The sequence below is a fragment of the Micromonospora sp. NBRC 110037 genome (genome assembly GCF_001652995.1).
In the GTDB taxonomy this organism is placed as follows: domain Bacteria; phylum Actinomycetota; class Actinomycetes; order Mycobacteriales; family Micromonosporaceae; genus Micromonospora; species Micromonospora chalcea.
Window position 1 is genome coordinate 1,152,389 of sequence record NZ_BBVA01000002.1, and the last position, 26,296, is coordinate 1,178,684.

Annotated in this window: 23 protein-coding genes; 16 read left to right on the forward strand and 7 right to left on the reverse strand. The window is 73.9% G+C overall.

All coding sequences use genetic code 11. The features are described 5' to 3' along the window. Positions 1-2 precede the first annotated feature (2 nt). The 4 genes from A4R25_RS31695 to A4R25_RS04175 are packed head-to-tail and all read right to left on the reverse strand — an operon-like array spanning position 3 to position 3,824. The gene (locus tag A4R25_RS31695) at positions 3-872 is read right to left on the reverse strand and encodes a heme ABC transporter ATP-binding protein (RefSeq protein WP_064445662.1); all 870 of its coding nucleotides are present in this window, start codon (positions 870-872) and stop codon (positions 3-5) included. Then, positions 869-1,969, reverse strand: coding sequence for an iron ABC transporter permease (locus A4R25_RS04165; protein ID WP_043323395.1), 1,101 nt, complete (start codon positions 1,967-1,969; stop codon positions 869-871). The genes A4R25_RS31695 and A4R25_RS04165 overlap by 4 nt, the downstream gene beginning before the upstream one ends. Then, positions 1,966-3,000 carry a hemin ABC transporter substrate-binding protein gene (locus A4R25_RS04170; RefSeq protein WP_231915425.1) on the reverse strand — a complete coding sequence of 345 codons (1,035 nt, stop codon included), beginning with the start codon at positions 2,998-3,000 and terminating at the stop codon, positions 1,966-1,968. The genes A4R25_RS04165 and A4R25_RS04170 overlap by 4 nt, the downstream gene beginning before the upstream one ends. After that, on the reverse strand, positions 2,997-3,824 hold the full coding sequence (locus A4R25_RS04175; protein ID WP_064445663.1) for a neocarzinostatin apoprotein domain-containing protein: 828 nt from the start codon (positions 3,822-3,824) through the stop codon (positions 2,997-2,999). The genes A4R25_RS04170 and A4R25_RS04175 overlap by 4 nt, the downstream gene beginning before the upstream one ends. Positions 3,825-4,017: 193 nt before the next feature. On the opposite strand from A4R25_RS04175, the gene A4R25_RS04180 reads away from it, so the two are divergent. The 3 genes from A4R25_RS04180 to A4R25_RS04190 all read left to right on the forward strand — a co-directional run bounded on the left by A4R25_RS04180 (position 4,018) and on the right by A4R25_RS04190 (position 7,696). Next, on the forward strand, positions 4,018-5,511 hold the full coding sequence (locus tag A4R25_RS04180; protein ID WP_064445664.1) for an HtaA domain-containing protein: 1,494 nt from the start codon (positions 4,018-4,020) through the stop codon (positions 5,509-5,511). Positions 5,512-5,606: 95 nt separating this feature from the next. Then, the gene (locus tag A4R25_RS04185) at positions 5,607-6,797 is read left to right on the forward strand and encodes a WxL protein peptidoglycan domain-containing protein (RefSeq protein ID WP_064445665.1); all 1,191 of its coding nucleotides are present in this window, start codon (positions 5,607-5,609) and stop codon (positions 6,795-6,797) included. Continuing rightward, positions 6,794-7,696: a hypothetical protein gene (locus A4R25_RS04190; protein WP_064445666.1), complete on the forward strand. Its 903-nt coding sequence runs from the start codon at positions 6,794-6,796 to the stop codon at positions 7,694-7,696. The genes A4R25_RS04185 and A4R25_RS04190 overlap by 4 nt, the downstream gene beginning before the upstream one ends. On the opposite strand, the gene A4R25_RS04195 is transcribed toward A4R25_RS04190, so the two are convergent. Then, entirely contained in the window at positions 7,693-9,267 is a 1,575-nt protein-coding gene (locus tag A4R25_RS04195; protein ID WP_064445667.1) for an FMN-binding glutamate synthase family protein, read from the reverse strand. The two genes, A4R25_RS04190 and A4R25_RS04195, sit on opposite strands and share 4 nt — an antisense overlap. Before the next feature lie 40 nt (positions 9,268-9,307). Here A4R25_RS04195 and A4R25_RS04200 point away from each other — a divergent pair, with 40 nt between their 5' ends. From A4R25_RS04200 to A4R25_RS04215, 4 genes are all read left to right on the forward strand, one after another. After that, positions 9,308-9,919, forward strand: coding sequence for an RNA polymerase sigma factor (locus tag A4R25_RS04200; RefSeq protein WP_064445668.1), 612 nt, complete (start codon positions 9,308-9,310; stop codon positions 9,917-9,919). Further along, positions 9,912-10,625 carry a hypothetical protein gene (locus A4R25_RS04205; RefSeq protein ID WP_064445669.1) on the forward strand — a complete coding sequence of 238 codons (714 nt, stop codon included), beginning with the start codon at positions 9,912-9,914 and terminating at the stop codon, positions 10,623-10,625. Before A4R25_RS04200 ends, A4R25_RS04205 begins: the two co-directional genes overlap by 8 nt. Positions 10,626-10,690: 65 nt before the next feature. Then, positions 10,691-11,215, forward strand: a complete 525-nt coding sequence (locus A4R25_RS04210; protein ID WP_064446466.1) for a hypothetical protein — start codon at positions 10,691-10,693, stop codon at positions 11,213-11,215. A gap of 37 nt (positions 11,216-11,252) precedes the next feature. Beyond that, positions 11,253-11,813: a DUF5872 domain-containing protein gene (locus A4R25_RS04215; RefSeq protein WP_043323404.1), complete on the forward strand. Its 561-nt coding sequence runs from the start codon at positions 11,253-11,255 to the stop codon at positions 11,811-11,813. A gap of 64 nt (positions 11,814-11,877) precedes the next feature. Here the strand turns inward: A4R25_RS04215 and A4R25_RS04220 are convergent, their stop codons facing one another. Both A4R25_RS04220 and A4R25_RS04225 read right to left on the reverse strand, forming a co-directional pair. Then, positions 11,878-13,071, reverse strand: a complete 1,194-nt coding sequence (locus A4R25_RS04220; RefSeq protein ID WP_043323406.1) for an endo-1,4-beta-xylanase — start codon at positions 13,069-13,071, stop codon at positions 11,878-11,880. Positions 13,072-13,272: 201 nt separating this feature from the next. Then, positions 13,273-14,277 carry a LacI family DNA-binding transcriptional regulator gene (locus tag A4R25_RS04225; RefSeq protein ID WP_043323408.1) on the reverse strand — a complete coding sequence of 335 codons (1,005 nt, stop codon included), beginning with the start codon at positions 14,275-14,277 and terminating at the stop codon, positions 13,273-13,275. Between the two features lie 177 nt (positions 14,278-14,454). Between A4R25_RS04225 and A4R25_RS04230 the strand changes: the two genes are divergently transcribed. From A4R25_RS04230 to A4R25_RS04270, 9 genes are all read left to right on the forward strand, one after another. Continuing rightward, positions 14,455-15,723 carry an ABC transporter substrate-binding protein gene (locus A4R25_RS04230; RefSeq protein WP_223201002.1) on the forward strand — a complete coding sequence of 423 codons (1,269 nt, stop codon included), beginning with the start codon at positions 14,455-14,457 and terminating at the stop codon, positions 15,721-15,723. After that, entirely contained in the window at positions 15,720-16,718 is a 999-nt protein-coding gene (locus A4R25_RS04235) for a carbohydrate ABC transporter permease (RefSeq protein ID WP_043323411.1), read from the forward strand. The genes A4R25_RS04230 and A4R25_RS04235 overlap by 4 nt, the downstream gene beginning before the upstream one ends. Continuing rightward, entirely contained in the window at positions 16,715-17,581 is an 867-nt protein-coding gene (locus A4R25_RS04240) for a carbohydrate ABC transporter permease (RefSeq protein WP_043323413.1), read from the forward strand. Before A4R25_RS04235 ends, A4R25_RS04240 begins: the two co-directional genes overlap by 4 nt. 39 nt (positions 17,582-17,620) lie before the next feature. After that, complete coding sequence (locus A4R25_RS04245; protein ID WP_043323415.1) at positions 17,621-19,945, forward strand: glycoside hydrolase family 3 N-terminal domain-containing protein; 2,325 nt, start codon at positions 17,621-17,623, stop codon at positions 19,943-19,945. A gap of 149 nt (positions 19,946-20,094) precedes the next feature. Next, positions 20,095-21,198, forward strand: a complete 1,104-nt coding sequence (locus A4R25_RS04250) for a glycosyltransferase family 39 protein (protein WP_064445670.1) — start codon at positions 20,095-20,097, stop codon at positions 21,196-21,198. A gap of 101 nt (positions 21,199-21,299) precedes the next feature. Next, complete coding sequence (locus A4R25_RS04255) at positions 21,300-23,153, forward strand: glycosyltransferase family 2 protein (protein ID WP_064445671.1); 1,854 nt, start codon at positions 21,300-21,302, stop codon at positions 23,151-23,153. Continuing rightward, entirely contained in the window at positions 23,147-24,280 is a 1,134-nt protein-coding gene (locus A4R25_RS04260) for a glycoside hydrolase family 26 protein (protein WP_064445672.1), read from the forward strand. Before A4R25_RS04255 ends, A4R25_RS04260 begins: the two co-directional genes overlap by 7 nt. A gap of 41 nt (positions 24,281-24,321) precedes the next feature. Then, complete coding sequence (locus tag A4R25_RS30465) at positions 24,322-25,203, forward strand: DUF1963 domain-containing protein (protein WP_082930907.1); 882 nt, start codon at positions 24,322-24,324, stop codon at positions 25,201-25,203. Positions 25,204-25,357: 154 nt separating this feature from the next. Continuing rightward, complete coding sequence (locus A4R25_RS04270; RefSeq protein ID WP_043330042.1) at positions 25,358-26,248, forward strand: lipase; 891 nt, start codon at positions 25,358-25,360, stop codon at positions 26,246-26,248. Positions 26,249-26,296 lie beyond the last annotated feature (48 nt).

Consider the following 26,296-nt stretch of genomic DNA (forward strand, 5'->3'; position numbering starts at 1 on the left):
TGCTATCTCTCCTCGTCGGCTGACGGTCTTGCGGGCCGGCCGCGTCGGGGCACGATCAGCGGCAGCCCGTCACGCGGGTGGGGGACGACGTCGATGTCGTACCGGTAGACCCCGCTGAGCAGCGGGGCGGTCAGCACGTCGCGCGGCGCCCCGGCGGCGCGGACGCGACCGTCGCCGAGCAGGGTCACGGTGTCCGCGTACGCCCCGGTCAGCGTCAGGTCGTGCAGCACCACGACCACGGCGTCCCCGGCGCGGGCCCGCTCCCGGGCGATGTGCATGACCAGTTCCTGGTGCCGCAGGTCGAGCGCGGCGGTCGGCTCGTCGAGCAGCAGCGTGGTGGCCCGCTGCGCCAGGACCCGGGCCAGCGCGGCGCGGGCCTGCTCGCCGCCGGACAGCGCGGGGTACGGCCGGGCCGCGAAGCGGGCGACGTCGCAGCGTTCGAGCACGTCGGCGACGACGGCGTCGTCCTGGTCCCGCTCCGGCCGCCCGGCCCACGGCGCCCGGCCCATCCGCACCACCTCCCCGACGGTGAACGGGAAGCTGAGCGTGTTGCGCTGGGCGAGGACGGCGCGGCGCCAGGCCAGCTCCACCGGGCTCCACGACTCGCGGGGCAGCCCGTCGACCTCGATCCGGCCGGCGGCGGCCGGCACGTCACCGCTGATCGCGCCGAGCAGCGTCGACTTCCCGGCGCCGTTCGGCCCGACCAGGGCGTGCACCTCGCCGGCGCGTACCTGAAGGTCGATCCCGTCGAGCACGGTCCGGCCGGCGCGTTCGACGCGCAGCCCGGCCACCCGGATCCGGACGTGCCCGGCGGGCGCCGGGCGCGGCGGACGGGCGGCGGCGAACCGGCGCGGTGTACGCGGAAGGCTCATCCCCAGCCTCCGGCCCGGTCGCGGGTGCGGCGCAGCAGCCAGAAGAACGCCGGGCCGCCGATGACCGCGGTGAGCACGCCGAGGGGCAGCTCCTGGTGTTCGACGAGGGTACGCGCCGCGAGGTCGGCGCCGATCACCACGACGGCCCCGCCGAGCGCGCTGGCGACCAGCAGCACCCGGTGGCCCGGTCCGGCGACCATCCGGATCAGGTGCGGCACGACCAGTCCGACGAAGCTGATGATGCCGGTGAACGCGACAGCGGCGGCGCCGAGCAGCGCGGTGACGACGATCAGCCGCAGCCGCAGGCGTTCGGTGTTCACGCCGAGGTGCCGGGCGGCGGGTTCGCCGAGCGCGAGCAGGTCGAGCCGGCGCGCGTCGGCGCAGGCGACGGCGAGGCCGACGAGCAGGCACGGCGCGGCGAGACCGACGGCCGTCCAACTGGCCTGGGCGAGGCTGCCGAGGTTCCAGAACGCGATGGCCTGCACGCCGGACTGGTCGGTGACGAACATGAGCAGCCCGATCACCGAGCCGGCGACCGCGTTGACCGCGACGCCGGTCAGCACCAGCGTCACCACCTCGGTCCGGCCGCCGGCGCGGGCCAGCGCGTACACCAGGTAGGTGGTGGCGAGGCCGCCGGCGAAGGCGGCGAGCGGCACGGTCCATCCGCCCAGGACGGTGACGCCGGTGACGATGGCCAGGGCGGCGCCGACGGCGGCGCCGGCCGACACCCCGATGACGCCGGGCTCGGCGAGCGGGTTGCCGAAGACGCCCTGCATGACCGCGCCGGCGCAGCCGAGGGCGGCGCCGACGACGGCCGCCAGCAGCACCCGGGGGAAGCGGACGATCCAGAGCGCGTTCTCGCCCTGCGCCGCCGACGGCAGCGGACCGAGGTCCAGCCCGAGGCGGTGCAGCACGGAGCCGAGCACCTCGGCGGGGGAGATCGCCACCTGGCCGCGCCCGGCGGCCAGCAGGGCAACGAGCACGAGGGCGGCGCCGAGCCCGGCCACCAGGACGGCGCCCCGCCGGCCGGGCGACCGGGGCGCGCCGGTGACTGGCGCCGGGGCGGCGGGTGCGGGCCGCTTCCGTAGCGTGGTCACGACGGGTCCTCGCACGAGTAGACGGCGCGGGCCAGGGCCTGGACGACCCGGCCGGAGCGGACGCCGAAGGTGAGCAGCGTGCCGTCGGCCATGTCGACGACGCGCCGGTTCGCCCCGGCCGGCGTCTGCGCCACGCCGGGCAGCTTCACCAGACCGTCGACGCCGCCGACGGAGGCGAGCCCGGCGCTCATCACCAGGATCACGTCGGGCGCGGCGTTGATGAGGCCCTCGCTGGTCAGCGGACGGAACTTGGACAGCCCGGCGGCGCTGCCGGCGTCGACGCCGCCGACCGCCTCGATCATCGCGTCGGACCCGGCGCCCCGGCCGCCGATCAGGTAGACCCCGGCGGTGCCGCGCAGGTAGAGGAACGCGATCCGTGGCGCGCGGCCCGCCGGGGCGGTACGCCGGGCCTCGGCGATCTCGCTCCGCACGCGGGTCACCAGCCGTTCTCCGGCCTCGGGCACGCCGAGCGCCGCCGCGATCGCGCGGATGTGCGCCGGTACGCCGTCGAGCGTCGGCTCGGCAGGTACCCGCACGACCGGGATGCCGGCGGCGCGGAGCTGGCGCAGCACCTCGGGCGGCCCGACGCCGTCGTCGACGAGCACGACGCTGGGGTCGAGGTCGAGCACCGCCTCGGCGGAGAGGTCGTGCCCGCCCGGGGTGACCACCGGCAGGTGCGCGGCGGCGGGGAACGTGGTCGAGGTGTCCCGCCCGATGACGTTGCCGCCCAGGCCGAGGCCGAAGACGATCTCGGCGATCGAGCCGTGCAGGTTCACCGGGAGGATGCGGCTGACGTCGTCGACGGTCACCGTCGTGCCGTCGCCGGAGCGTACGGTGGCCGGCAGCGCGGGCGTGGGCGCCGGGCGGACCGGCTCGACGTCGGCGTCGTCCACTGTCGCGGTGACCGGGCCGCAGCCGGCGGCGGACGGCGTACCCGATCGGCCCGGCGCGGCGCAGCCGGTCGCCGCCAGGGTCACCGCGAGCAGCGCGACGAGTGGTCCCCGGCCCGGTCGCCGGTGCGGGCGGCTCACCGGCCGGCACCGCGACGGCGCCGCCACCGGCCGAGGCCGAGCAGGACGACCAGGGCCAGCGCGGCGGCCACCACCCCGACGGTCCATCCGCGTCCGGCCCCGGAGGTGTCGCTGACCCGCGTGACGTGGAGGTCGGAGGCCGCGGCCTGCGACGGCGCCCCGGCCCCGGGCGCGGCGCCCGTCACCCCTGCCGCCCCCGCTGCGGCCGGCGGGTTGCCGGAGGCGGCCGGGGCCGGCGCGTCCTGTCCGGTGGTGGTCCGGGGCGTGGCGGCGGGCGTGGTCGCCTTCGGCGCCGGGCCGGCCTTCGGCGGGGCGCTCGTGGCGCCGGCGGCGAACGTGACCGGCACCCGTACGTCCTGGGACCGGTCGGAGGCCCGGGTGTGGTCGGCGCGGGTGACGACCGCGCACCGCCGGACGGTGCAGTCGACGTCGCCGATGGTGGGGGTCACCTTGACCGTCACCGAGAAGGAGCCGCCGGGGCCGTACGGCTCGGGCAGGCCCTCGGCGTAGGCGGGCGGGTTCGACGAGATCCACTGCGAGGCGCCGAGGCTGCCGGTGGTGTCGGCGCCGCCGCCGCACGGGGTGGCCGCCACGCCCGGTCCGTTGTCGACGCAGTACGCGACGTAGATGCCCTTGTCGACGTCGTAGCCGCGCCCGGAGACGGACACGGTGGCGCCGGAGCGGCTCAGGCCGGTGCTCGGGGTGACGGTGAGCTTCTGGCCGCCGCTGCCGGTGGCGGTGCCGGCGTGGGCCGGCGCGGGCGTGGCGACGACGGCGGCGGTGAGCAGAACGGTGGTCCAGATGGTGCGGCGCCGTGCTCGCATCGGGCTCCTCACACGACAGGTCCGGCCGGACGTGCCGGCCGAGCGGATACTTAGGTTTGGCTAACCTAAGTGGCGAACGCGCAGGTGGCAAGGGGTCCGTTCGGCTGAAGATCTTGGGACGCTTCGTGGATCACCCGATCATCTTAGGTTTGCCTAACCTAATGCCTTCGCTTCCCCTCCCGAGAGGAACAGCATGTTCAGATCCAGAGCCGGAGCCCTCCGGTCGATGCGCTGGGCGGCGGTGCTCGCCCTCGGCGTGTCGAGTGCGCTCGTGGGCGCCGGACCCGCCTCGGCGGCCGAGGCCGAGATCGCAAGCGGCAGCCTGACCTGGGGTTTCAAGGCCAGCTTCCGCAACTACGTCAAGGCCGGCAACGGGGACCCGCCGATCGCTGTCAGCAACGGCGCCACCGTCAACGCCGACGGCACGTTCACGTTCCCGTCGACCGGCGGTACGCACGACGCCGCCACCGGTACGACGAACGCCACGTACGGCGGCACCGTGGTGTTCTCGTACCCGGCGCACCTGCTGACCATCACGCTGGCCAACCCGACTGTCGCCGTCTCCGGCGGCACCGCCTCGCTGAAGGCGGACGTCGACCTGGCCACCACGATGACCGAGCCGGTCTCGGTGAAGCAGGCCACCATCGCCACCCTCACCGGCGCTCCCGCCACCAGCGGGAACACGGTGACCGGCAGCAACCTCGCCGCGGCGCTCACCAGCGTGGGAGCCGGCGCGTTCAACGGCTTCTACGCCGCCGGTGAGGCGCTGGACCCGGTGTCGTTCACGTTCACCACGGCAGGCGGCACCGCGCCCGCGACCCCGGCGGTGACCGTCGACCCGGCCCAGGGCCTCGACCCCGCCGGCGCGACTGTCACCGTACGCGGCACCGGCTTCGACCCGGACTTCAACAACGGGGCCGGCATCTACGTCTCGTTCGGACCGAAGGTCGACGAGCACTGGGCCAACGCCGGCGTCCTCCAGGTCACCAAGTGGGTCAACAAGACAAACGAGCCGACCGACGCCCGGGACCGGATGGCCGCCGACGGCAGCTTCACCACGACGCTGCCGATCAGCGCCGTCTACACCGACCGCAACGGCGACGAGGTGGACTGCACCGAGGTGCAGTGCTACGTCATCACCTTCGCCGCCCGCGGCTCGGCCGACCGCCGCCAGGACACGTTCACGCCGATCACCTTCACCCGTACCGGCGCGGGTGGGAACTCGGCCCAGCAGCGGATCACCAGCACGGTGACCGGCGGCCCGCTCAGCCTGAGCGTGGCCGGTGCGAACGTCGCCCTGCCGCCGGTCGGCAAGGGCGAGTACGCCCGGGCGCCGCTGAACACCGCCACGGTGGCCGACCTGCGCGGTGCCGGCACCGGCTGGAGCCTGGTCGGACAGGTGTCCGACTTCACCTCCGCCGCCGGTGGCGTCATCGCCGGGAACTACCTCGGCTGGGCGCCGACCGCGAACGTGGTGGACGACCCGCTGGGCGGCACCACCGGCGCCGTCACCCCGGGCGCGGTGGCCGCTCCCGGCGCCGGTCTCGGCGAGGCCCGTGCGCTGTGCACGGCCGGCGCCGGGACCAGCAACGGCGTCTTCGCCTGCGGCGCCGAGCTCAACCTCGGTGTGCCGGCATCCGCCGCGGCGGGCGACTACGTCGCCACGCTCACCCTGACCCTCTCCTGATTCACCGACCGGGTCGGCCCTGGTGGGGCGCGGGCACGTCGCCCGTGCCCCACCAGCGGCGTCCGTCCGGCGACCACCTCGCAGCGGAGCACGGAATGCCCCTCCTCACGCCCTCCACCCGCACCCCGGCCGCCCGGATCGGCGCCGCGCTCGCCGCCGTGCTGCTCGCGGTGCTGCTCGGGTCACCGTCGCGCGGCGAGGCGGCCCCCCGGCCGGCGCCGTCCGCCGACTCCGGCGCCGCCCGGTGGGCGGTCCAGCCGTCCGGGCCCGGCGGGCCGACCGGGCGCAACTACTTCACCTACGACCTGGCGCCGGGCGCCACGATCACCGACCACGTCGGGGTGACCAACCTCGGTGACCGGCCGCTCACCTTCGCGGTGTACGGCACCGACGCGTACACCACCACCGACGGCGCCTTCGCGCTGCTGCCCTCCGACCGGGCCGCCACCGACGTCGGCGCCTGGATCGGCGTCGAGCGGCGGAACTGGACCGTCCAGCCCGGCCGGCGCGCGGACATCCCGTTCCGCCTCACCGTGCCGCGCGACGCCACGCCGGGCGACCACACCGGTGGCGTGATCGCCGCGGTCGCCCAGGACGGCGTCACCGCCGACGGGCAGCGGGTCCGCCTCGACCAGCGGATCGCCGCCCGGGTCTACCTCCGCGTGGCCGGCGAGGTCCGCCCCGCCGTGACCGTCGAAACGGTACGCGTCGACTACGACACCCCGCTCAACCCGATCGGACGCGCCGACCTCACGGTCACCTACCGGATCCGCAACAGCGGCAACGTCCGCGTCGGCGGCACCGGCGCGGTGGTCGTCGACGGCCCGGGTGGCTGGACGCTGTCCCGGACCAGCCCGGTCGACCTGCCGGAGCTGCTGCCCGGCGCCGAGTTCACCGTCACCGAGCGGGTCACCGGGGTGCCGCCCGCGCTGCGGCTGACCGCGACAGTGGACCTCGCACCCACCACCGTCGACACCGCGCTGCCCCCGGTGCGGCGCACCGCGAGCGTGTGGGCGCCGCCCTGGCTGCTGATCGCCGCTCCGGCGGCCGCGGGAGCCTGGCTCCTCCACCCGCGCCGTCGTCGACGCCGCCCCACCTCGGCCGCGCCCTCCACCACGCCCGGGCCGGCGCCGGTGTCCGAGCCTCCGGCGACGGTTGCACCCGCCGGGCCGGCGTCGGTGTCCGAGCCCTCGGCCGCTCCCGGCGGGCCGGCGGATGCGTCCCGGGCCCCCGTCGCGGGAACGGCCGAACCCCCGGCGGGCGGCACGGCGGCCGGTGCCCGGTGACCCCGGTCCTGCCGGCCGCCGCCGCGATCCTCGCGCTGGCCGTGCCGGTCCCGGCACCGCCGTCCACCCGGGACGGCGCCGCCGTCTCCGCCCCGCCCGCGCCGTCGTCCACTGCGGCCTCCGCGCCGCCGCGGCCCGCTGTCGTCGTGTCGTCCGGCCCGCTGACTGTCGGGCAGCGGGTCACCGTCACGCTGCGCGGCTGGCCGGCCGGCCCGGTCCACCTCACGGTCTGCGGTAACGACGCCCGCCGGGGCGCGCTCGACTGCGCCAACGAGCAGGCCACCACCGTCCAGGTGCCGGCGGGCACGACGGCGGCGCCGATCGCGCTGGCGGCGCCACCCGTCGCCTGTCCCTGCGTGCTGCGCGCGCATGCGCTGACCGGCGCCGTCCAGGCCACCGCCGCGCTGCCGGTCCGGGGCGTGACCGCCGCCCCGGCGCCCGCGCCGGCCGCCACGCCGCGACTGCACCTCGACGAGCTGCGCGTCGCCGGCCGCCGCCCGCTGCGGGAATGGTTCGGGCTGCCCGAGACGCTCACCGTACGCGTCGCGCTGCGCAACCCCGGCCCGGCCGACGTGGTCGACCCGCCGTTCACGCTGCTGCTCGGCCGGCCCGGACGGGCGCACACCATCGTCGCCGCCCCGCCCCTGGGCACCATCGGCGCCGGGCAGGTCCGGACGTACGAGATCCCGGTGCCGGTGGACGTCGCCGTGCTCGGGGCACACGAACTCCACGGCCGCGTCGACCTGCCGGAACGGCCGGTCGCCTTCGTGGTCGAGACCAGCCGCCACCCCTGGGGACTGCTCGGCGCGGCGGCGGTCCTGGTGGTGGCGCCGATCGTGCTCCGCCCGCGCCCGCCGCGCCGCCGGGGGCGGCACCGCACCGGCGAGGGAACCGGCTAGCCGACGGCGGTGGGGGAGGGCGGCGCGCTGCCGCCCTGCGGCGCCTCGGCGGTCATCAGCCGCACGATCTCCGCCCGGTCCGCTGCCGACGGCATCCCCCACTCCGGCCGGTAGCCGAACGCCCGGTCCAGCGGGATCGACGAGGTGCGGCCGTCGAGGATCTCCACCGCGTCGGTGCCGATCAGCCCGGGATGCTCGACGCCGCACGCCTCGGCCACCTTGACCAGGTCGCGGCGCAGCGTACGGATGTAGTTCGCGGCCCGTACCGACTTGCGGGCCGGGTCCAGACCCCGGGCCAGCCACGCGTTCTGCGTGGCGACGCCGGTCGGGCAGGTGTCGGTGTGGCACTTCTGTGCCTGGATGCAGCCGATCGCCAGCATCGCCTCCCGCCCGACGTTGACCATGTCGGCGCCGAGCGCGAACGCCACCACGGCGTTGTCGGGCAGGCCGAGCTTGCCGGCGCCGACGAACACCACCTTCTCGTGCAGGTCGCGTTCGGCGAACGTGCGGTAGACCCGGGAGAAGCCCTGCTGGAACGGCAGCGAGACCGAGTCGCTGAAGATCAGCGGCGCGGCCCCGGTGCCGCCCTCGCCCCCGTCGACGGTCACGAAGTCAACGCCGCGCCCGGTGTCGCGCATCAGCGTGGCCAGATCCTCCCAGAACCCGAGGTCGCCGACGGCGGACTTGATGCCGACCGGCAGGCCGGTCTCGGCGGCGAGCAGCTCCACCCAGTCGAGCAGGCTGTCGCAGTCGGAGAACTCGGCGTGCCGGGACGGGCTGACGCAGTCCTGACCGGCCGGGACGCCCCGGGTGGCGGCGATCTCGGCGGAGACCTTCGCCGCCGGCAGCAGGCCGCCGAGGCTCGGCTTGGCGCCCTGGCTGAGCTTGATCTCCAGCGCGCGTACCGGCGCCGACGCCACCAGGTCCTTGAGCCGCGGCAGGCTGAACCGGCCCTGCTCGTCGCGGCAGCCGAAGTACGCGGTGCCGAGCTGGAAGACCAGCTCACCGCCCATGCGGTGGTACGGCGACAGCCCGCCCTCGCCGGTGTTCTGCAGACAGCCGGCCAGCGCCGCGCCCCGGTTGAGCGCCTCCACCGCGTTGGCGGACAGCGAGCCGAAGCTCATCCCGGAGACGTTCACCACCGACTCCGGGCGGAACGCCCGCGCCCGGCCGCGCGCCGCCCCGAGCACCTTGGCGCAGGGCAGCGTCACGTCGTGCCCGGCGGTCGGCGCCGACGGCGGCACCGCCCGGCCGAACGTGCGGTGCTTGATGATCGGATAGCCGGAGGTGTGCTCGATGTCGTTGTCGGTGCCGAACCCGAAGTAGTTGTTCTCCTGCTTGGCCGAGGCGTACACCCAGCGCCGCTGGTCGCGGGTGAAGGGCCGCTCCTCGTCGTTGCCGGCCACGATGTACTGCCGCAGCTCCGGTCCGATCGACTCGATCAGGTACCGGGCCCGGCCCAGCACCGGGAAGTTGCGGCGCAGCGCGTGGTCGCGTTGCAGCAGGTCCCGCGCCGCCAGCGCGGCGACGGCGGCGACGGCTGCGGGTACGGCTCTTCTCGCCCAGCTCATCCCGCCACTCTTTCCGGCACGGTCACCGGTCAAACGCCTGATGGAACCCGGCCGCCCCGGGCGGTGTCATGGAAGCGGACCGACGGCGGAGGCTGCCCTGGACGACGACGACCTCGTCACCCGCGTACGCGCCGGCGACCGGGAGGCGTACGACGCCCTGGTCGCCCGGCACACCGCGTCCGCGTACCGGACGGCGGTGCTGCTGGGCGCCGGTCCGGACGCCGAGGACGTGGTCCAGGAGGCGTTCGTGAAGGCGTACCGGAAACTGTCCCGCTACCGGGCCGAGGCGTCGTTCCGGTCCTGGCTGCTCGCGATCGTCGCCAACGAGACCCGGAACCTGCACCGGACGCGCAGCCGGCGCGACGGGCTGACGCTGCGCGCGGCGGCGGCGGAACCGGTCGTGGCCGGCGGCGCCGACGACGGGCTCGACGCGGTGCTGGCGGCCGAGCGCCGGGCCGCGCTGGTCGAAGCGCTGCGGCTGCTGCCCGTACGCGACCGCGAGGCGATCGTCTGCCGCTACCTGCTGGACCTCGGCGAGGACGAGACGGCCACGGTGCTGGGGCTGCCCCGGGGCACCGTGAAGTCGCGGACCCACCGGGCGCTGGCGAAGCTGCGTGCCCTGCTGGACCGGGAGGTGGCGCACCGTGGATGACCTGGAGCGGGAGCTGCGTGACCTGACCGGCTGGCTGGAGCCGGCGCGGACGCCCGACGTCACCGCGCGGGTCCGCGCCCGGCTCGACGCGCCCGCGCCGCGCCGCCGCCGGCGGTACGTGCTGGCCACCGTGCTCGCCGCGCTGCTCGTGGTGGCGCTGCCGCCGGGCCGCGCCGCGCTCGCCGACGCGGTGACCGGGCTGCTGCGGTTCTCCGGCGTCGTCATCGACTCCGCGCCCGCCCCGCCGCCGACCGGCACGCCCTCGCCACTGCCCGCGCAGCGGCACGTCGCCCTCGCCGAGGCGCAACGCCAGGTCCGCTTCCCGATCCGGGTGCCGTCCCGCCTGGGCGCGCCGGAACGGGTGCTGGTGGCCGACCCGGACGGCGCCGGCGGCCACCGGGTGGTCAGCCTGCTCTACCGGGGCGGCACGGTACGGCTGGACGCCTTCGACGGCTCGCTCGACATCGTGTTCCACAAGCGGTCCCTCGGCGCGGACGTGACGCTCACCCAGGTGGGTGGCGAGTTCGCGATCTGGGTCGGCGGTCCGCACGCGCTGGCGTACGTGGACCGGTCGGGCACGGAACGGGTCGCCACCGCGCGGTTGTCCGCGGCCACGCTCATCTGGGAGCAGGGCGGGCTGAGTTACCGGCTGGAGGGCGACCTCACCCGTGAGCAGGCGCTGGACGTCGCGGCCTCGCTCCGGTGAGCGACGGGAACCCGGCGGCCCCGGCCGGTGTCCTGTTGACGAGAGCCGTCGACGGGGAGGCCGCGATGTTCGTTGCGAGAAGAGTCCTGCTGGTGCCGGTCCTGCTGCTGGCCGGGTGCTCCGGTCCGGCCACGGTCCCGGCCGGAGCGCCGGTGACCTCGGCGCCGGCGGCCACCGAGCCGGCCGCGCCGGCGGCCTGCGCCGAACGGGTGGAGACCGGCCGGCTGCCGGACTGGGCGGACGCCGGGTTCACCGGCGACACCCGGATGCGGCACGTCTTCGGCGCCCGGGGCGACATCGTGGCGATCCTGTTCGCGTACCCGCTCGTGCACGCCCGGGGCGACGGTGCGAACAACAAGATCCTCTGGGTGGCGCGTCCCGAGGAAGGCCGGTCCGAGCCGGCGCCGCGGACGCCTCTGGTGATCACCGCGACCCGGGACGGGACGGGCGCCCCGGTCGTCCGCGAGGTGACCGGCGGGCCCGGGCCGTCCATCGTCGACCTGCCGGCCGCCGGGTGCTGGCGGCTGCGGCTGGACTGGTCCGGCCGCACCGACACGATGGATCTGGTCTACCGGCCGGGACCCGGCTGACCGGCATGGCCGCCGCCGGCGCGGGTAACGCTGCGTCATGGCGAAGTACACCGAGCCGGAACTGCGCGAGCGCCTCAAGGCCGAGATCCGCGCCTCCGACAAGGGCGGACGGCCGGGGCAGTGGTCGGCCCGCAAGTCGCAGCTGCTGACGAACGAGTACAAGAAGGCCGGCGGGGGATTCGAGGGACCGAAGGACGCACGGCAGCGCTCGCTGCAGCGCTGGGGCGGCGAGAAGTGGCAGACCCGCAGCGGTGACACGCGCGCCCGCAACGGCGGCGAGACCCGTCGTTACCTGCCCGAACAGGCGTGGAAGGAGCTGTCGGAGGAGCAGCGGCGCGACACCGACACGCGCAAGCGTCGCGCGTCGCGCTCCGGCCGCCAGTACGTGCCGAACACCGGCCCGGCGAAGCGGGCCCGCCGGGACGCCACTGCCGCGGAGCAGATGACCGAGCTGCCGGTGACCGAGGCGGTCAAGCTCGTGCGCGACCTCGACACCCGTCAGCTCGACGCGGCGCTGCGCCGGGAACGACGCGGCAAGGCCCGCAAGACGCTCATCGGACGGCTGGAGTCGGAACTGGGCCGCCGCCGGGCGGCGTGAGCGTGATCCCGTGGCGTACCGCGACACAGGGGCCGGCCCGAAGGCCGGCCCCTGCGCGCGACAGTCAGCGGCGCGGGTGCTGCGGGATGCGCGGCAGCACGTAGGGCGGACCGGAGAACATCAGGTCTGCCTTGAGTTCGTGGTAGGCGAGCTTGGGCTGGTAGTTCTCGTCGTACACGGTGGCCAGGCCCTCCGGCGGGTCGGAGAACGCGCCGGGCACCCAGGAGTGCTTGTCGGTGAAACCCCAGAGCGTGAACGACAGGCAGTGCCGCTCGGCCAGGCACGCCTGCATCAGCACGCTGAAGCCCGCCGCGGACGCCTGCAGGCGCGGGTTGATCTCGGCGGAGTCGCCGGCCTCCACCCCGTCGGTGATCTGGCTGCGCACGTCCACCTCGGTGAGCGCCGTGGCCAGCCCGAGCCCGGCGAACTTGCGCAGGGCCGCGACCACCTGGAGCGTGCTGAAGTTGCCGTACTGGGTGCCCAGGTGGCCCTGCGCGCCCACGCCGTCGATCGGCACGCCCTTGGCCCGCAGGTCACGGACCATGTTGTAGACGAACTGCGTCTTGTCGTCGGCCGGGTTGCCGGAGCCGAACGCCTCGATGTTGTAGTCGTTGTAGAACAGCAGCGCCTTCGGGTCGGCGGCGCGGGCCCAGCGGAACGCGTCGGCGAGGTAGCCGGGCCCGAGGTTCTGCGCCCAGAACCCCTTGTAGTGCAGGGTGGACGGGGTGTCCCAGGGGTCGCTGACCGCCTCGTTCACCACGTCCCACTGCCAGATCTTGCCCTTGAAGTGGGTGACCACCGCGGTGATGTGGTTGCGCAGGATCTGGCGCAGCTCGGCCTTGCTGATCGAGCCGTCCGCGACGCCGCTGGTCAGCCACGCCGGCAGCTGGTTGTGCCAGACCAGCACGTGGCCCCGGACCCGCTGGTTGTTCTTGCGGGCGAACTCGATCAGCTCGTCGGCCGGACCCCAGTTGTAGGTGCCGCGGGTGGGCTCCAGGCTCTCCCACTTCATCACGTTCTCGGCGGTGACGGTGGAGAACTCGGACGCGGCCAGCTCGCGGTACCGCGGCTCGGCGGCGTCGTTGAGGGCCGCCATGTCCACTGCGGTGCCCACGTACAGGCCGTGGCGCTTGGCCAGCTCGCGCAGGCTCTGCGCGGCCGGGTCGTACGGGCGTCCCGCCGTCGCGGGGACGACGTTGAGGGCGGTGGCGGTCACGACGGCGACCGCGCCGGCGGCGAGCCAGCGTCTCAGCTTCATCTCGTTCCTTCCGGGCAGGTGCGCTCGGCCCGAGGGCCGGCGGTGGCGGTGCCGGGGCCGCCGCGACGTGGAACGGAGCGGCGGGTGCCCGGGCGGGCGGTGCGGCTTCCGAAACTTCCGGGGAGTCTTCCGGAAGTAGCCCGAAACCTTACGGACCTCGATAGCCGCCCGTCAATCGCCGTTCGGTAGGAGCGGGGCGTATCAGCGCAGGGGCGCGCAGGAGGCCCGCACGACCAGCTCGGTGGGGAGCTGGATGTGGGTCTCCCGCTCGACGCCGGCGATCAGGTCGATCAGCAGGCGCAGTGACTCGGCGCCCATGCGTTGCAGCGGCTGCCGGATCGTGGTGAGCGGCGGGTCGACCAGCGCCGACTCGGGGATGTTGTCGAAGCCGATGACCGACAGGTCGTCCGGTACGCGCAGGCCGAGGTCGCGGGCGACGTCCACGGTGGAGATGGCGGAGAGGTCGTTGCCGGCGAAGATCGCGGTCGGCCGGTCGGGGAGGGCGAGCAGTTCGGCGGCCGTGCTGGCGGCGCTCTCGGTGCGGAAGCCGCCCACCCGCACCAGCCGCTCGTCCACCGGCGTGCCCGCGTCGGCCATCGCCTTGCGGAACCCGGCCTCGCGCAGGCGGGCCGACTCCAGGTCGGGGCGGCCGCTGATGTGCGCGATCCGGCGGTGCCCGAGCGACAGCAGGTAGTCGGTGGCCAGCACCGCGCCGGCGAAGTTGTCGGAGTCGACAGTGGGCAGGCCGGACGGGCCGGTGTGCGGGTCGACGGCCACCACGTGGAAACCGTGCTTGGTCTCGACCACCGTCGGCGTCACGATCACCGCGCCGTCGATGAGCGTGCCGGACAGGCGTGCCAGCGAGCGCCGCTCCCACCCTATGGCCGCGCCCTTGCCGTCCCCGCTGGAGTAGGCGAGCAGTTGGTAGCCGCTGCCGGCGACCTCGCGGGAGGCGCCCTTGAGCAGCTCGGTGGAGAACGGCTCGAACTCGGCGACCAGGATGCCCAGCACGTTCGTCCGGTGGCTGCGCAGGCTCTGCGCCCCCAGGCTGGCCTCGTATCCGAGTTCGTGGATGACCTGCTGGACGCGCTCGACGGTGGCCTGTGCGACGCCGTACCGACCATTGACAACTTTCGATACGGTTGCCACCGAGACGCCGGCTGTACGGGCCACGTCTGACATCTTGACGCGCTGCGGGAACACCACGCCGACGATGATAGAGGGCCTTCCCGGGGTGATCGAAGACGTTTTCGAAAACGTTATCGATACCGATTGACTTCACGTTACGGCCCTGTAAAACTCCCCGGCAGGTAACCCGACTAAGTGGTCGAGGAGACATCTATGGCGATGAAGCGCCGTGCTGGCGCCGTCCTGGCACTGTTTGTGACAAGCGCTCTGCTGGCCTCCGCGTGCAGTGGAGGTGGCGACGACGACAAGGCCGCCGAGAGCGAGCTGTACAAGAACCCGGTGACGCTGACCTGGTGGCACAACGCCTCGCAGGACGGGCCCGGCAAGACGTACTGGGAGAAGGTCGCCAAGGACTTCTCCGCGGCCCACCCGACCGTCAAGATCGAGATCGAGGCGATCGAGACGAACCAGCTCCAGCGCACCCGGCTGCCCGCCGCGCTGCTGAGCAACGACCCGCCGGACATCTTCCAGGCGTGGGGTGGCGGCGAGATGCGCGAGCAGGTCGAGGCCGACTACCTCAAGGACATCACCGACCAGGTGAAGAGCGAGGTCGCCGACATCGGCAGCGCCTCCGAGATCTGGCAGGTGGAGGGCAAGCAGTACGGCCTGCCGTTCCGGATGGGCATCGAAGGCATCTGGTACAACAAGGACATGTTCGCGAAGGCGGGCATCACGGCGCCGCCGACCACCTTCGAGGAACTCAACGCCGCGGTCACCAAGCTCAAGGCCATCAACGTCATCCCGATCGCCCTGGGCGCCGGGGACAAGTGGCCGGCCGCGCACTGGTGGTACAACTTCGCGCTGCGGGCCTGCTCGGTCGACACGCTGAAGAAGGCGACCAAGGACCGGACCTTCGACGACCCGTGTTTCGTCAAGGCCGGCCAGGACCTGAAGAGCTTCATCGACACCAAGCCGTTCCAGAACAACTTCATCGCCACGCCGGGCCAGAACGACCCGACCAGCGCCAACGGTCTGCTCGCCAACGGCAAGGCCGCGATGGAACTGATGGGCGACTGGAACCGTGGCACCCTGGACACCGTCGCCACGGACAAGGCGGCCCTGGGCAAGTTCCTGGGCTGGTTCCCGGTGCCGGCGATCTCCGGCTCCGCCGGTGACCCGAAGGCGGCCCTCGGCGGCGGCGACGGCTTCGCCTGCTCGAAGAACGCCCCGGCCGAGTGCGTCGAGTTCCTCAAGTACATCGTCAGCCCCGAGGTGCAGAAGGGCTACGCCGCCACCGGCACCGGCCTGCCGGTCGCCAAGGGCGCCGCCGACGGCGTCACCGACCCGGCGCTGAAGTCCATCCTGGAGGCCACCTCCTCGGCCACCTACGTGCAGCTCTGGCTGGACACGGCCTTCGGCAGCACCGTCGGCACCGCGATGAACGACGCGATCGTCGCGATCTTCGCCGGCAACGGGACACCTGAGAAGGTCGTCTCGGCCATGAAGGCGGCCGCAAGCAAGTGACGTCCGCATCGCAGACCCGTACGCCCGCCGACGGCGCTCTCGCGCCGCCGGCGGGCCTCCGGCCCGGCGCACGAGCCGCCTCACGCCGCGCCGAGACCCGCCGCAAGTGGTACGAGATCATCGGCCTGACGACGCCGGCGGTCCTCATCTACGTGCTGTTCGTGCTGGTGCCGATGGGCTTCGCGTTCTACTACAGCCTGTTCCGCTGGCGCGGGGTCGGGCCGCCCACCGAGTACGTCGGCTTCCGTAACTACACGCTCGCGTTCCAGGACCCGATCTTCCTCGACGCGCTGCGCAACAACGCCATCATCGTCTTCGGGTCGCTGCTCATCCAGGGGCCCGTCGCGCTCGGCATCGCCCTGCTGCTCAACCGCCGCTTCCGCGGGCGCTCCGCGTTCCGCCTGCTGGTCTTCGTGCCGTACGTGCTCGCCGAGGTCACCGTCGGCATCATGTGGAAGCTGATCCTGACCGACGGCGGCACGCTCGACGCGCTGCTGCGGTCGGTCGGGCTGGGCGGGCTGGTGCAGGCGTGGCTGGCCGACCTCGACGTGGTCATCTGGACCCTGCTGTTCGTGCTCACCTGGAAGTACGTCGGCTTCGCCATCATCCTGCTGCTCGCCGGCCTGTCGAACGTGCCGCCCGAGCTGAACGAGGCCGCCGAGATCGACGGCGCGAGCTGGTGGCAGATCCAGCGTCACGTCACGTTGCCACTGCTCGGCCCGACCATCCGGATCTGGATGTTCCTGTCGATGATCGGCTCGTTGCAGGTCTTCGACATGGTCTGGGTGACCTCCGTGCCCGCGGTGCGGTCGCTCGGCGCCTCGGCCACCATGGCGACGTACATGGTGGACAACGGCTTCTTCGCCCGGCTGTGGGGCTACGGCAACGCGGTCGCCGTGATCCTGTTCGCCATCTCGTTCGTCGCGGCGCTGCTGTTCCAGCGGTTCCTGCTCAGCCGTGACATCGAGGGCGCCATCACCCGGAAGGGGAAGTGACAGTGGCCGTGAACTCCGTACCCGCCCCTTCGCCCGGGCGCCGTCCGGTGCAGTGGAGCTCGCCGCTGACGTACGCGATCGCGCTCGCGGTCGCGGCCGTGTCGATCGCCCCCGTCGTGTACGTCATCGTCGGTGGCTTCCGGACCACGCCGCAGATCGTGAACGACCCGGCCGGCCTGCCCGACCCGTGGGTCTGGGACAACTACTACCGGGTGCTCACGCAGAGCGACTTCTGGCGGCAGGCGTTCAACAGCGCGGTGATCGCTCTGGGCACCACGCTCGGCGTGGTGGTGCTCGGCATGGCCGCCGCGTTCGTGCTCGCCCGGTACTCGTTCCGGGGGCGTGAATGGCTCTACACGTTCTTCACGCTCGGTCTGCTCTTCCCGGCCGGCGCGGCGATCCTGCCGCTGTACCTCCTGCTGCGTGACCTGAGCCTGATCAACTCCTACTACGCGGTGATCCTTCCGCAGGTCGCCTTCTCGCTGCCGCTGACGATCGTCATCCTGCGGCCGTTCCTGTCGGCCATCCCGCGGGAGCTGGAGGACGCGGCCGCCATCGACGGCGCCGGCCGGCTCGGCTTCCTCTGGCGGATCGTGCTGCCGCTGTCGCGGCCCGCGATCGTCACCGTCGGTATCCTCGCGTTCGTGGCGAGCTGGAACGCGTTCCTCCTGCCGCTGCTCGTCCTCGGGGACGTCAACCTGCACACCCTGCCGCTGGGCGTGCAGAACTTCTCCAGCCAGTACACCACCGACACCGCGGGCGTCCTCGCCTTCACCTCACTGGCGATGCTGCCGGCGCTGCTGTTCTTCACCCTCGCGGAGAAGCAGATCGTGGGCGGGCTCCAGGGCGCGGTCAAGGGCTGAGCGGCAGCAGCACCAGCACAACCAATGGAAAGGCACACCATGACAGGGGTCCACGCGGTGGTGGACGGGCCGGTACCGGCCCAGGCAGATTCGGACCACGACCGGTCGGACGGGCACGACGCCGAGACGCGCGTACGGGAACTGCTCGCTCGCATGACGACCGAGGAGAAGATCGCGCAGCTCGTCGGGTTCTGGGAGAAGGAGGACGGTGAGGCGGTCGCGCCCCTGCAGGGCGAGTTCGCCGACAGCGGCCGGCTCGAAGACTTCGCCCGGCACGGGCTGGGTCACCTCACCCGTCCCTACGGCACCCGCCCGGTCGATTCCGCGGCCCGCGCGGCCTGGCTGTGGAAGTTCCAGCGGGACCTGGTGACCGGTACCCGGCTGGGCATCCCGGCCATCGTGCACGAGGAGTGCCTGACCGGCCTGTCGGCCTGGAAGGCGGCCACCTTCCCGACGCCGCTTGCCTGGGGCGCCGCGTTCGACCCCGAGCTGGTCACCGAGATGGCGGCGGCGATCGGGGCCTCGATGCGCGCGCTCGGCATCCACCAGGGACTGTCCCCGGTGCTGGACGTGATCCGGGACCCGCGCTGGGGCCGGGTCGACGAGTGCATCGCCGAGGATCCCTACCTCGTGGGCACCATCGGCACCTCGTACGTGCGGGGACTGCAGTCGCAGGGCGTGCTCGCGACGCTGAAGCACTTCGCCGGCTACTCCGCCTCGCGGGCCGGGCGCAACTTCGGCCCGGTGCACGCCGGTCCCCGGGAACTCGCCGACGTGCTGCTGCCGCCGTTCGAGATGGCGATCCGCGACGGCGACGCGCGCAGCGTCATGCACTCGTACGCCGAGATCGACGGCGTGCCGGTCGCCGCCGACCCGACCATGCTCACCGACCTGCTGCGGGACCGGTGGGGGTTCGACGGCACCGTGGTGGCCGACTACTACGGCGTCGCCTTCCTCAACCTGCTGCACCACGTCGCGGCCGACCACGCGGACGCGGCGGCGCAGGCGCTGGCCGCGGGCCTGGACATCGAGTTGCCCACCGGCGACGCCTTCCTGACGCTGACCGAGTCGGTGCGGGCCGGCACTGTCGACGAGGCGCTGGTCGACCGGGCGGTGTTGCGCGTGCTGCGCCAGAAGCAGGAACTCGGGCTGCTCGACGCCACGTTCGCCGACGAGCCGCCGGGTGCCGTGGACCTCGACTCGCCGGAGCACCGGTCGATCGCGCGCCGGCTCGCCGAGGAGTCGATCGTCCTGGTCGCCAACGAGGGCGTGCTCCCGCTGCCGGCGGGCCGCCGGGTGGCGGTGGTCGGCCCGAACGCCGACCGGCAGGGCGCGTTGTTCGGCTGCTATTCCTTCCTCAACCACGTGCTGGCCCATCACCCGGGCGTGGAGACCGGCTTCGAGGTGCCGACCGTCCTGGAGGCGGTGCGCGCCGAGTTCGGCGCCGACCGGGTCACCTTCGCGGCCGGCTGCGAGGTGGACTCGGCGGACCGGTCCGGCTTCGACGAGGCGGTCGCCGTCGCGTCCGCCGCCGACGTGGCGGTCCTCGTGGTCGGCGACCACGCCAGCCTGTTCGGCCGCGGCACGGTCGGGGAGGGCTGCGACCGGGACGACCTGGAGCTGCCCGGCGTGCAGCGCCAGCTCGTCGAGGCGGTGCTGGACACCGGCACCCCGGTCGTCCTGGTGCTGCTGACCGGCCGGCCGTACGCGCTGGGCTGGGCGCTGACCCGGTGCGCGGCGGTGCTGCAGACGTTCTTCCCGGGCGAGGAGGGCGCCGGGGCGATCGCGGGTGTGCTCTCCGGGCGGGTCAACCCGTCCGGCCGGCTGCCGGTCACCCTGCCCGGCTCGGCCGGCGCGCAGCCGTACTCGTACCTGCACCCGGAGCTGGGGGCGGGCACGAACGGCACCAACCTGCCGGCGACGCCGGTGGCGCCGTTCGGTCACGGGCTGTCCTACACCACGTTCGCGTACACCGACCTGACCGTGCCGGCCGAGGTGCCGGCCGACGGGGCGCTGCGGGTGTCGGTGCGGGTCACGAACACCGGCGCGGTCGCCGGTGACGACGTGGTGCAGCTCTACGGCCGGGACCTGGTCGCCTCGGTGACCCGGCCGGTGGCGCAGCTGCTCGGCTACCGGCGGGTGCGTCTGGAGCCGGGGGCCTCGGTCACCGTCGAGCTGAGCGTGCCGACCACGCGGCTGGCCTTCACCGACCGCACGCTCACCCGCGTGGTGGAGCCCGGGGAGGTCGACGTCTGGGTGGGTACGAGCGCCCGGCGCGACGTCCAGGCGCGGACCACGCTGACCGGCGACACCGTCGAGATCACCGCCGCCTCGCCCCGCTGGACGACCACCGACCTCCGCTGAACGGGATCCGCCGGTCGTCCACGGGGCGGACGGCGGACCCTTTCAACCCATATTGGCGTTATGTCGATTTTGGCTCAGTAGGCTCCAGGATGTCATCCAGCCCCGGCTGGATCCCGGTCGCCGGCACCCACAGGGATGCGTGAGTCACGATGATGGACGCGGACACCATGGTCCTGCCCCGGATCGGGGACGCCGCGGTCGAGGACCCCTGGGGCGAGGACCGTCCGCGCCGCTCCACCGCCCGCGCCGCGACCGCCGCCGTGACCCGGTGGCGGATCGCGGCGTGGCTGCTGCCCGCGGTCCTGACCGGCGCGCTCGGCGCGACCCGGATCGCGACAGCGGGTCCGAGCGCCGGGGAGTCGGCGGCCCGCCGGGCGGCGACGTCGCCCTGGCAGGGGATCGGGCTCACCGGCGACGACATCGCGCTCGGGCCGTACCACCTGCTCCTGCGCGGCTGGGCGGAGCTGTTCGGCGCGACGGACCTCGCGCTGCGCGTACCGTCACTGCTGGCCATGGTCGGGGCCGCGGCGCTCGTCGGCGCGCTCGCCACCCGGATCGCCACGCCCGCCGCCGGCCTGCTGGCCGGCCTGATCTTCGCGGCGCTGCCGACCTCGATCCGGTACGCGCAGCAGGCACAGCCGTACGCCCTGGCGGTGTTCGCCGCCGTGCTCGCCACCTGGCTGCTGGCGTCCGCGCTCGACCGGCCGCGCCCGCGGCGGCTCGTGCCCTACGCGGGCGCGGTGCTGCTGCTCGGTCTGTGCCAGCCGGTGGCGTTGCTGCTGCTCGCCGCGCACGGCTGGGTCGTGCTGGCGTTCCGCCGCCGGGACACCGTCCGGTGGCTGGCCGCAGTGGCCGTCGGGCTGCTGCCGGTCGCCGCGCTGCTCGCCGTCGGCGTGCGTGACGGCGGGCGCCTGGCGTCTGGCGCGTGGCCCGGCGCCACCGTGCTGGCGGCCACGCCCGGAGAGCTGTTCGGCGTCGTCGCGCTCGGCGGCGTGCTGGCCGGGCTGGCCCTGTTCAGCCTCCCGCTGCGGTACCCGGCCGCGATCTGTACCGCCTGGGCGCTGGTGCCGGCGCTCGGGCTGCTGGCGCTGGCGCAGGCCGCGCCGGTCTGGTCGGCGGTGAACCTGCTGTTCACGGTGCCGGCCTGGGCGGTGCTCGGCGGGGTCGCCCTGGCCCGGGCGCGTGCCGCCGGCGCGCTCGCCGTGCTGGCTCTCGTGGCGCTGCTGGCGGCGGCGGCCCAGCTTCCCGCCTGACCGTCGACGAACGGGCGACGTCTGCCTGATTCGCCCTTTTTGTGGTTGATTGTCGGCTTAGCATTCGGTCGGCTCCTGAGCCTGCAGACCATGGGGGAAACGTGGCCGTCGCCGCCGATACACGCCCGTCCCGCGCCACGACGGCCGGGCCGCCGGGTGGCCGCCCGATCGCGCCCGTCCCGCCCGGGACGCCGGCCGATCCGGACCGCCGGCAGCGCAACGTCCGCGCCCGCCTGGCGTACGCCCGGTGCGGCGCCGTCGCCGGTCCGCTGCGCCCGCCGCGCGGCCCGGACGCGGCGGTCGAGTTCCGCCCCACCACCTCGGTGGCCGCGCGGGTCGTGCTGACGCTGCTGGTGCTCGTCAACAGCGCCGCCGGGCTCGTCTTCGTCGGCTGGCTGCTGCTGCCCCAGCACGTGCCCGGCCCCGGCGTGGTCGGGCTCGGCGGGTGGCAGACCGCCGCCGCCCGGCTCGCGTTCTGCGTCGTCGTCGGCGTCGAACTGATCCGCCTGGCGCAGAACGTGGTGGTCTGGGTCTTCGCCTTCCACGCCCGGGACCCGGTGCCGGTCGACCCGCCGGTCGGCCTGCGGGTCGCGCTGCTCACCACCATCGTGCCGAGCAAGGAGCCGCTGGACGTCGCGGAGCGGACGCTGCGCCGGCTCCGGGAGATCGTCTACTGCGGGCACGTCGACGTGTGGATCCTCGACGAGGGCGACGACCCGGCGGTCCGGGCGATGGCCGCGCGGCTGGGCGTACGCCACTTCACCCGCAAGGGCCGGCCCGAGTACAACCGGCCCGACGGCGAGTTCCGGGCCCGGACCAAGTCCGGCAACCACAACGCCTGGCGGGCCGAGCACGAGCACCGCTACGACGTGGTCGCGAACGTCGACCCGGACCACGTGCCGCTGCCGAACTTCCTGGAACGCACGCTCGGCTACTTCCGCGACCCGGATGTGGCGTTCGTGGTGACGCCCCAGGTGTACGGCAACATGCACCAGAACTTCGTCGCCCACGGCGCCTCCGTGCAGCAGTACCTCTACAACGGCCTGATCGCCCGCGGCGGCAACGGCCTGGACGCGCCGCTGCTCACCGGCACCGGGCACCTCTACCGCCCGGCGGCCTGGCGGACCATCGGCGGCTACCAGGACTCGATCATCGAGGACCACCTCACCAGCATCCGCGTGCACGCCGCCGTCAACCCGGCCACCGGCCGCCGCTGGAAGGGCGTCTACACCCCGGACGTGGTGGCGCTCGGCGAGGGGCCGACGTCCTGGGCGGACTACTTCAACCAGCAGAAGCGCTGGGCCGCCGGGATCTGCGAGATCCTGCTCCGCCGCGAGATGCGTACGCCGCGCGACCTGCCGTCGCGCCGTCGCTGGCAGTACCGCCTGCTCCAGTTCTACTACCCGAGCGTCGCGGTGAGCCTGCTGCTGGGCAACGCCGCCACCGCGCTCTACCTGCTGACCGGCGTCGACGCGGGCCGGCTCGACCCGCAGGTGTGGGCGACGCTGTGGGGCGCCACCGTCGGCACCTGGTTCCTGCTCTGGCTCTGGCTGCGGCGCTTCAACATCGCCCCGCACGAACGCGAGGAGGTGGGCATGGCCGGCATGGCGCTCGCCCTGTTCGCCGGGCCGGTCTACGTGGCCGCGGCGGCCGGCGCGCTGCTGCGCCGCCGGCTCGGCTTCGTGGTGACCGCCAAGGGGGCGCTGCGCACTGTGGAGTCCCTGCGCACGTTCCGGCTGCATCTGTGCTGGGCGTTGGCGGCGGCCGGGCTGCTCGCGGCGAGCTTCGCGCTCGGCCACGACTATCCGCTGCTGCGGATCTGGCCGGCGCTGACGCTGCTGACCGGGCTCGCGCCACCGCTGATCGCCTGGGTGGAGGGCCTGCGGGACCGCCGGCGCCGGTCGGCGGAGGCGGCGTGGAAGCAGCCGGCGGCTGAGGGCGGTGTCCCGTGCTGAGGCCGACCGCGCCCCGGGTGGGCCTCGCGCTGGCCGGGTTGCTGCTGCTCGCGTACGCCTTCGTGGTGGCGCCCGGGGCGTGGCGCGACCCGGGCACGGGCGCATCGGCGCACGGGCGCGTCCCGGCGACGCCGCAGGCGAGCGCCGGCGCGCCGGGCGGCGGCCTGTTCCCCCCGGCCGGGCAGGCGTTCTTCGGGGTGATGACCGACAAGGGACCGCACGACTTCGCGCCGGTCGACCGGTTCGTCGAGGCGGCCGGGCGGGCGCCGCAGGTGATGCTCTTCGGCGCCGACTGGGCGTCGGCCGAGTTCGACCGGAGCCTGTTCGACCGGATCGCCGAGCGGGGCATGATGCCCATGCTCGGCTGGGAGCCGTGGGACCACACGGTCGACCTGGCGGCCCGGCGTACCGGCCTGGCGGTCCGGCAGATCGACCGGCTCCGGGCCACCCAGCCGGACTACCGGCTGGACCGGATCGCGCGCGGCGACTTCGACGCCTACCTGCGGTCCTGGGCCGAGGGGGTCCGGTCGCTCGGCTACCCGGTCGCGATCCGCTTCGCGCACGAGATGAACGGCGACTGGTATCCGTGGTGCGAGCGGGCCAACGGCAACCGCCCCGGCGACTACGTGCGGGCCTGGCGGCACGTGCACGACCTCTTCGCCCGGGCCGGCGCCACGAACGTCACCTGGGTGTGGAGCCCGAACGCCCGCTGGGACAAGACGACAGCCGGGCTGACCGGGCTCTACCCGGGTGACGACTACGTCGACTGGGTCGGCGTCACCGGCTACTACGGCACCGGCGCGTTCACCAAGACGTACTGGTCGTTCGACCAGATCTTCGGCCCGACCATCGCCGAGATCCGCAAGGTCACCCGCAGGCCGCTGGTGGTCACCGAGACCGGCGCCGCCGACACCGCCGGACGCAAGGCCCGGTGGATCCGGGAGACGTTCGGCTCCCTGCCCCGGTACCCGGACCTGATCGGGCTGATCTGGTTCGAGGTGGACAAGGAGCAGGACTGGCGCATCGCCGGGTCACCCGCCGCGGCGACCGCGTTCGCCGAGGCGGTGGGCGGCGCGCGCTACGACGTGACCTGGTCGGCGACATCGAGGCCGCGCGCCGGGCCCTGACCCACCCTCCATGTCGGACGGTGCCGCTACTCTCCACGATCATGGATGAGAGAGAGCAGTTCCGGCGGGCGGCGATCGCGCAGGGCGTGCCCGAGGGCGAGGTGGCCCGCTTCGCGGAGCTGATCCGGTTCCGGATCCACGCCTGGCGGCGTGAGGACGGCGTGCACGCCGGGCGGCGGGGCGGGCGGCCGCGGCTGCCGGTGGGCGTGCCGTGGCCCACGTGCCCGGAGGGCTCTCCGTTGCCGTTCCTGCTCCGGCTCGACTGCGCGGCGCTGCCCCGGGTGCCCGACCTCGCCCTGCCGGCCGACGGCACGCTGCTGTTCTTCCTCGACCAGGAGGGCGCACAGGACGTCTGCGGCATCGAGAACGAGAAGGCGTACGCGCGGGTCGTGTACGTCCCGGCCGGCGCCGAGACGGTGGACGGTGTGGACGTCCTACCCGCCGGGACCGACCTGGGCCGTTTCCTCGCCCCCGAGCACGAGATGTACGCCGGGCTCCAGGCGGAACTGCCGGACTGGCTGGACCGCTCGGAGGAGTGGCTGTGCGACACCCAGATCAAGCTGCTGCGCGACCTGCCGCACCGCAAGGAGATGGGCGCGCTGCTCGAGCAGCTCTGGCCGGAGCGGGACGGGTGGATTCAGCACGACGTCTTCGTCGGCGGCTACACCATCTCGGCGCAGGATCCGCCCGAGACGTTCATGACGGACCGGGAGCGGATGCAGCAGGCGAGCTCCCTGCCCCGCGCGGAGCGGCTGGTGGCTCAGTACGAGGAAGAGCAGCGGGTGGTGCGCGAGTGGGTGCCGCTGGCCCAGTTCGGCGTACCGGACGAGGAGTACGTCAACGCGCGGTTCCTGATCCGCCACGAGGACCTCGCCGCCGGGCGGTTCGACGGGGTGCTGTCCTTCTGCGAGTTCACCGAGTGACAGCCGGGCCGGTTCAGCGTGCGGACCGCCCGCAGTGCCGCCTCCACGTCCTGCCCGCCGCCCGCGCGGACCGGTGATTTCGCCGATGCGCGGCGCGCCGAAGGCATCGATGCTGACCCATGTCGATGTAATTCCGGCGCAAGGAGTGACCGACGTGCCCACCACCATCCGTTCCCGTACCCCCGTCCGTGCCCTGGCCCGGTTCGCCGTGGCGGCGCTGCTCGCCACCGGCGGCGCGCTCGCCGCCCCGGTCGCGGCGAGCGCCGCCAGCCCCTACGAGCGCGGCCCGGCGCCCACCAGCGCCATCCTGGAGGCCAGCCGCGGCCCGTTCGCCACCTCGTCGATCAACGTCTCCTCGCTGAGCGTGACCGGCTTCGGCGGCGGCGTCATCTACTACCCGACCAGCACCGCCGAGGGCACCTTCGGCGCGGTCGCCATCTCGCCCGGCTACACCGCCTCCTGGTCCAGCCTGAGCTGGCTCGGTCCGCGGATCGCCTCACACGGCTTCGTGGTGATCGGCATCGAGACCAACACCCGGCTGGACCAGCCGGCCAGCCGGGGCCGGCAGCTCCTGGCCGCGCTGGACTACCTGACCGAGCGCAGCTCGGTGCGCGGCCGGATCGACTCGTCCCGGCTCGCGGTGGCCGGTCACTCGATGGGCGGCGGCGGCAGCCTGGAGGCCGCGGCGGCGCGGCCGTCGCTGCAGGCCGCCGTTCCGCTGGCGCCGTGGAACCTGGACAAGACCTGGTCCGATGTACGGGTGCCGACGCTCATCATCGGCGGCGAGACCGACAGCGTCGCGCCGGTGGCGACCCACTCGATCCCGTTCTACAACAGCATCCCGGCGTCCTCGGAGAAGGCGTACCTGGAGCTGGACGGCGCGAGCCACTTCTTCCCGCAGACGACGAACACGCCGACGGCGAAGCAGATGGTGGCCTGGCTGAAGCGGTTCGTCGACGACGACACCCGCTACGAGCAGTTCCTCTGCCCCGGCCCGAGCGGGTCGGCGATCCAGGAGTACCGCAACACGTGCCCCAGCGCCTGAGCCCGTCCGCTGCCGGGGTGGTCGTCGCGACGACCACCCCGGCAGCAT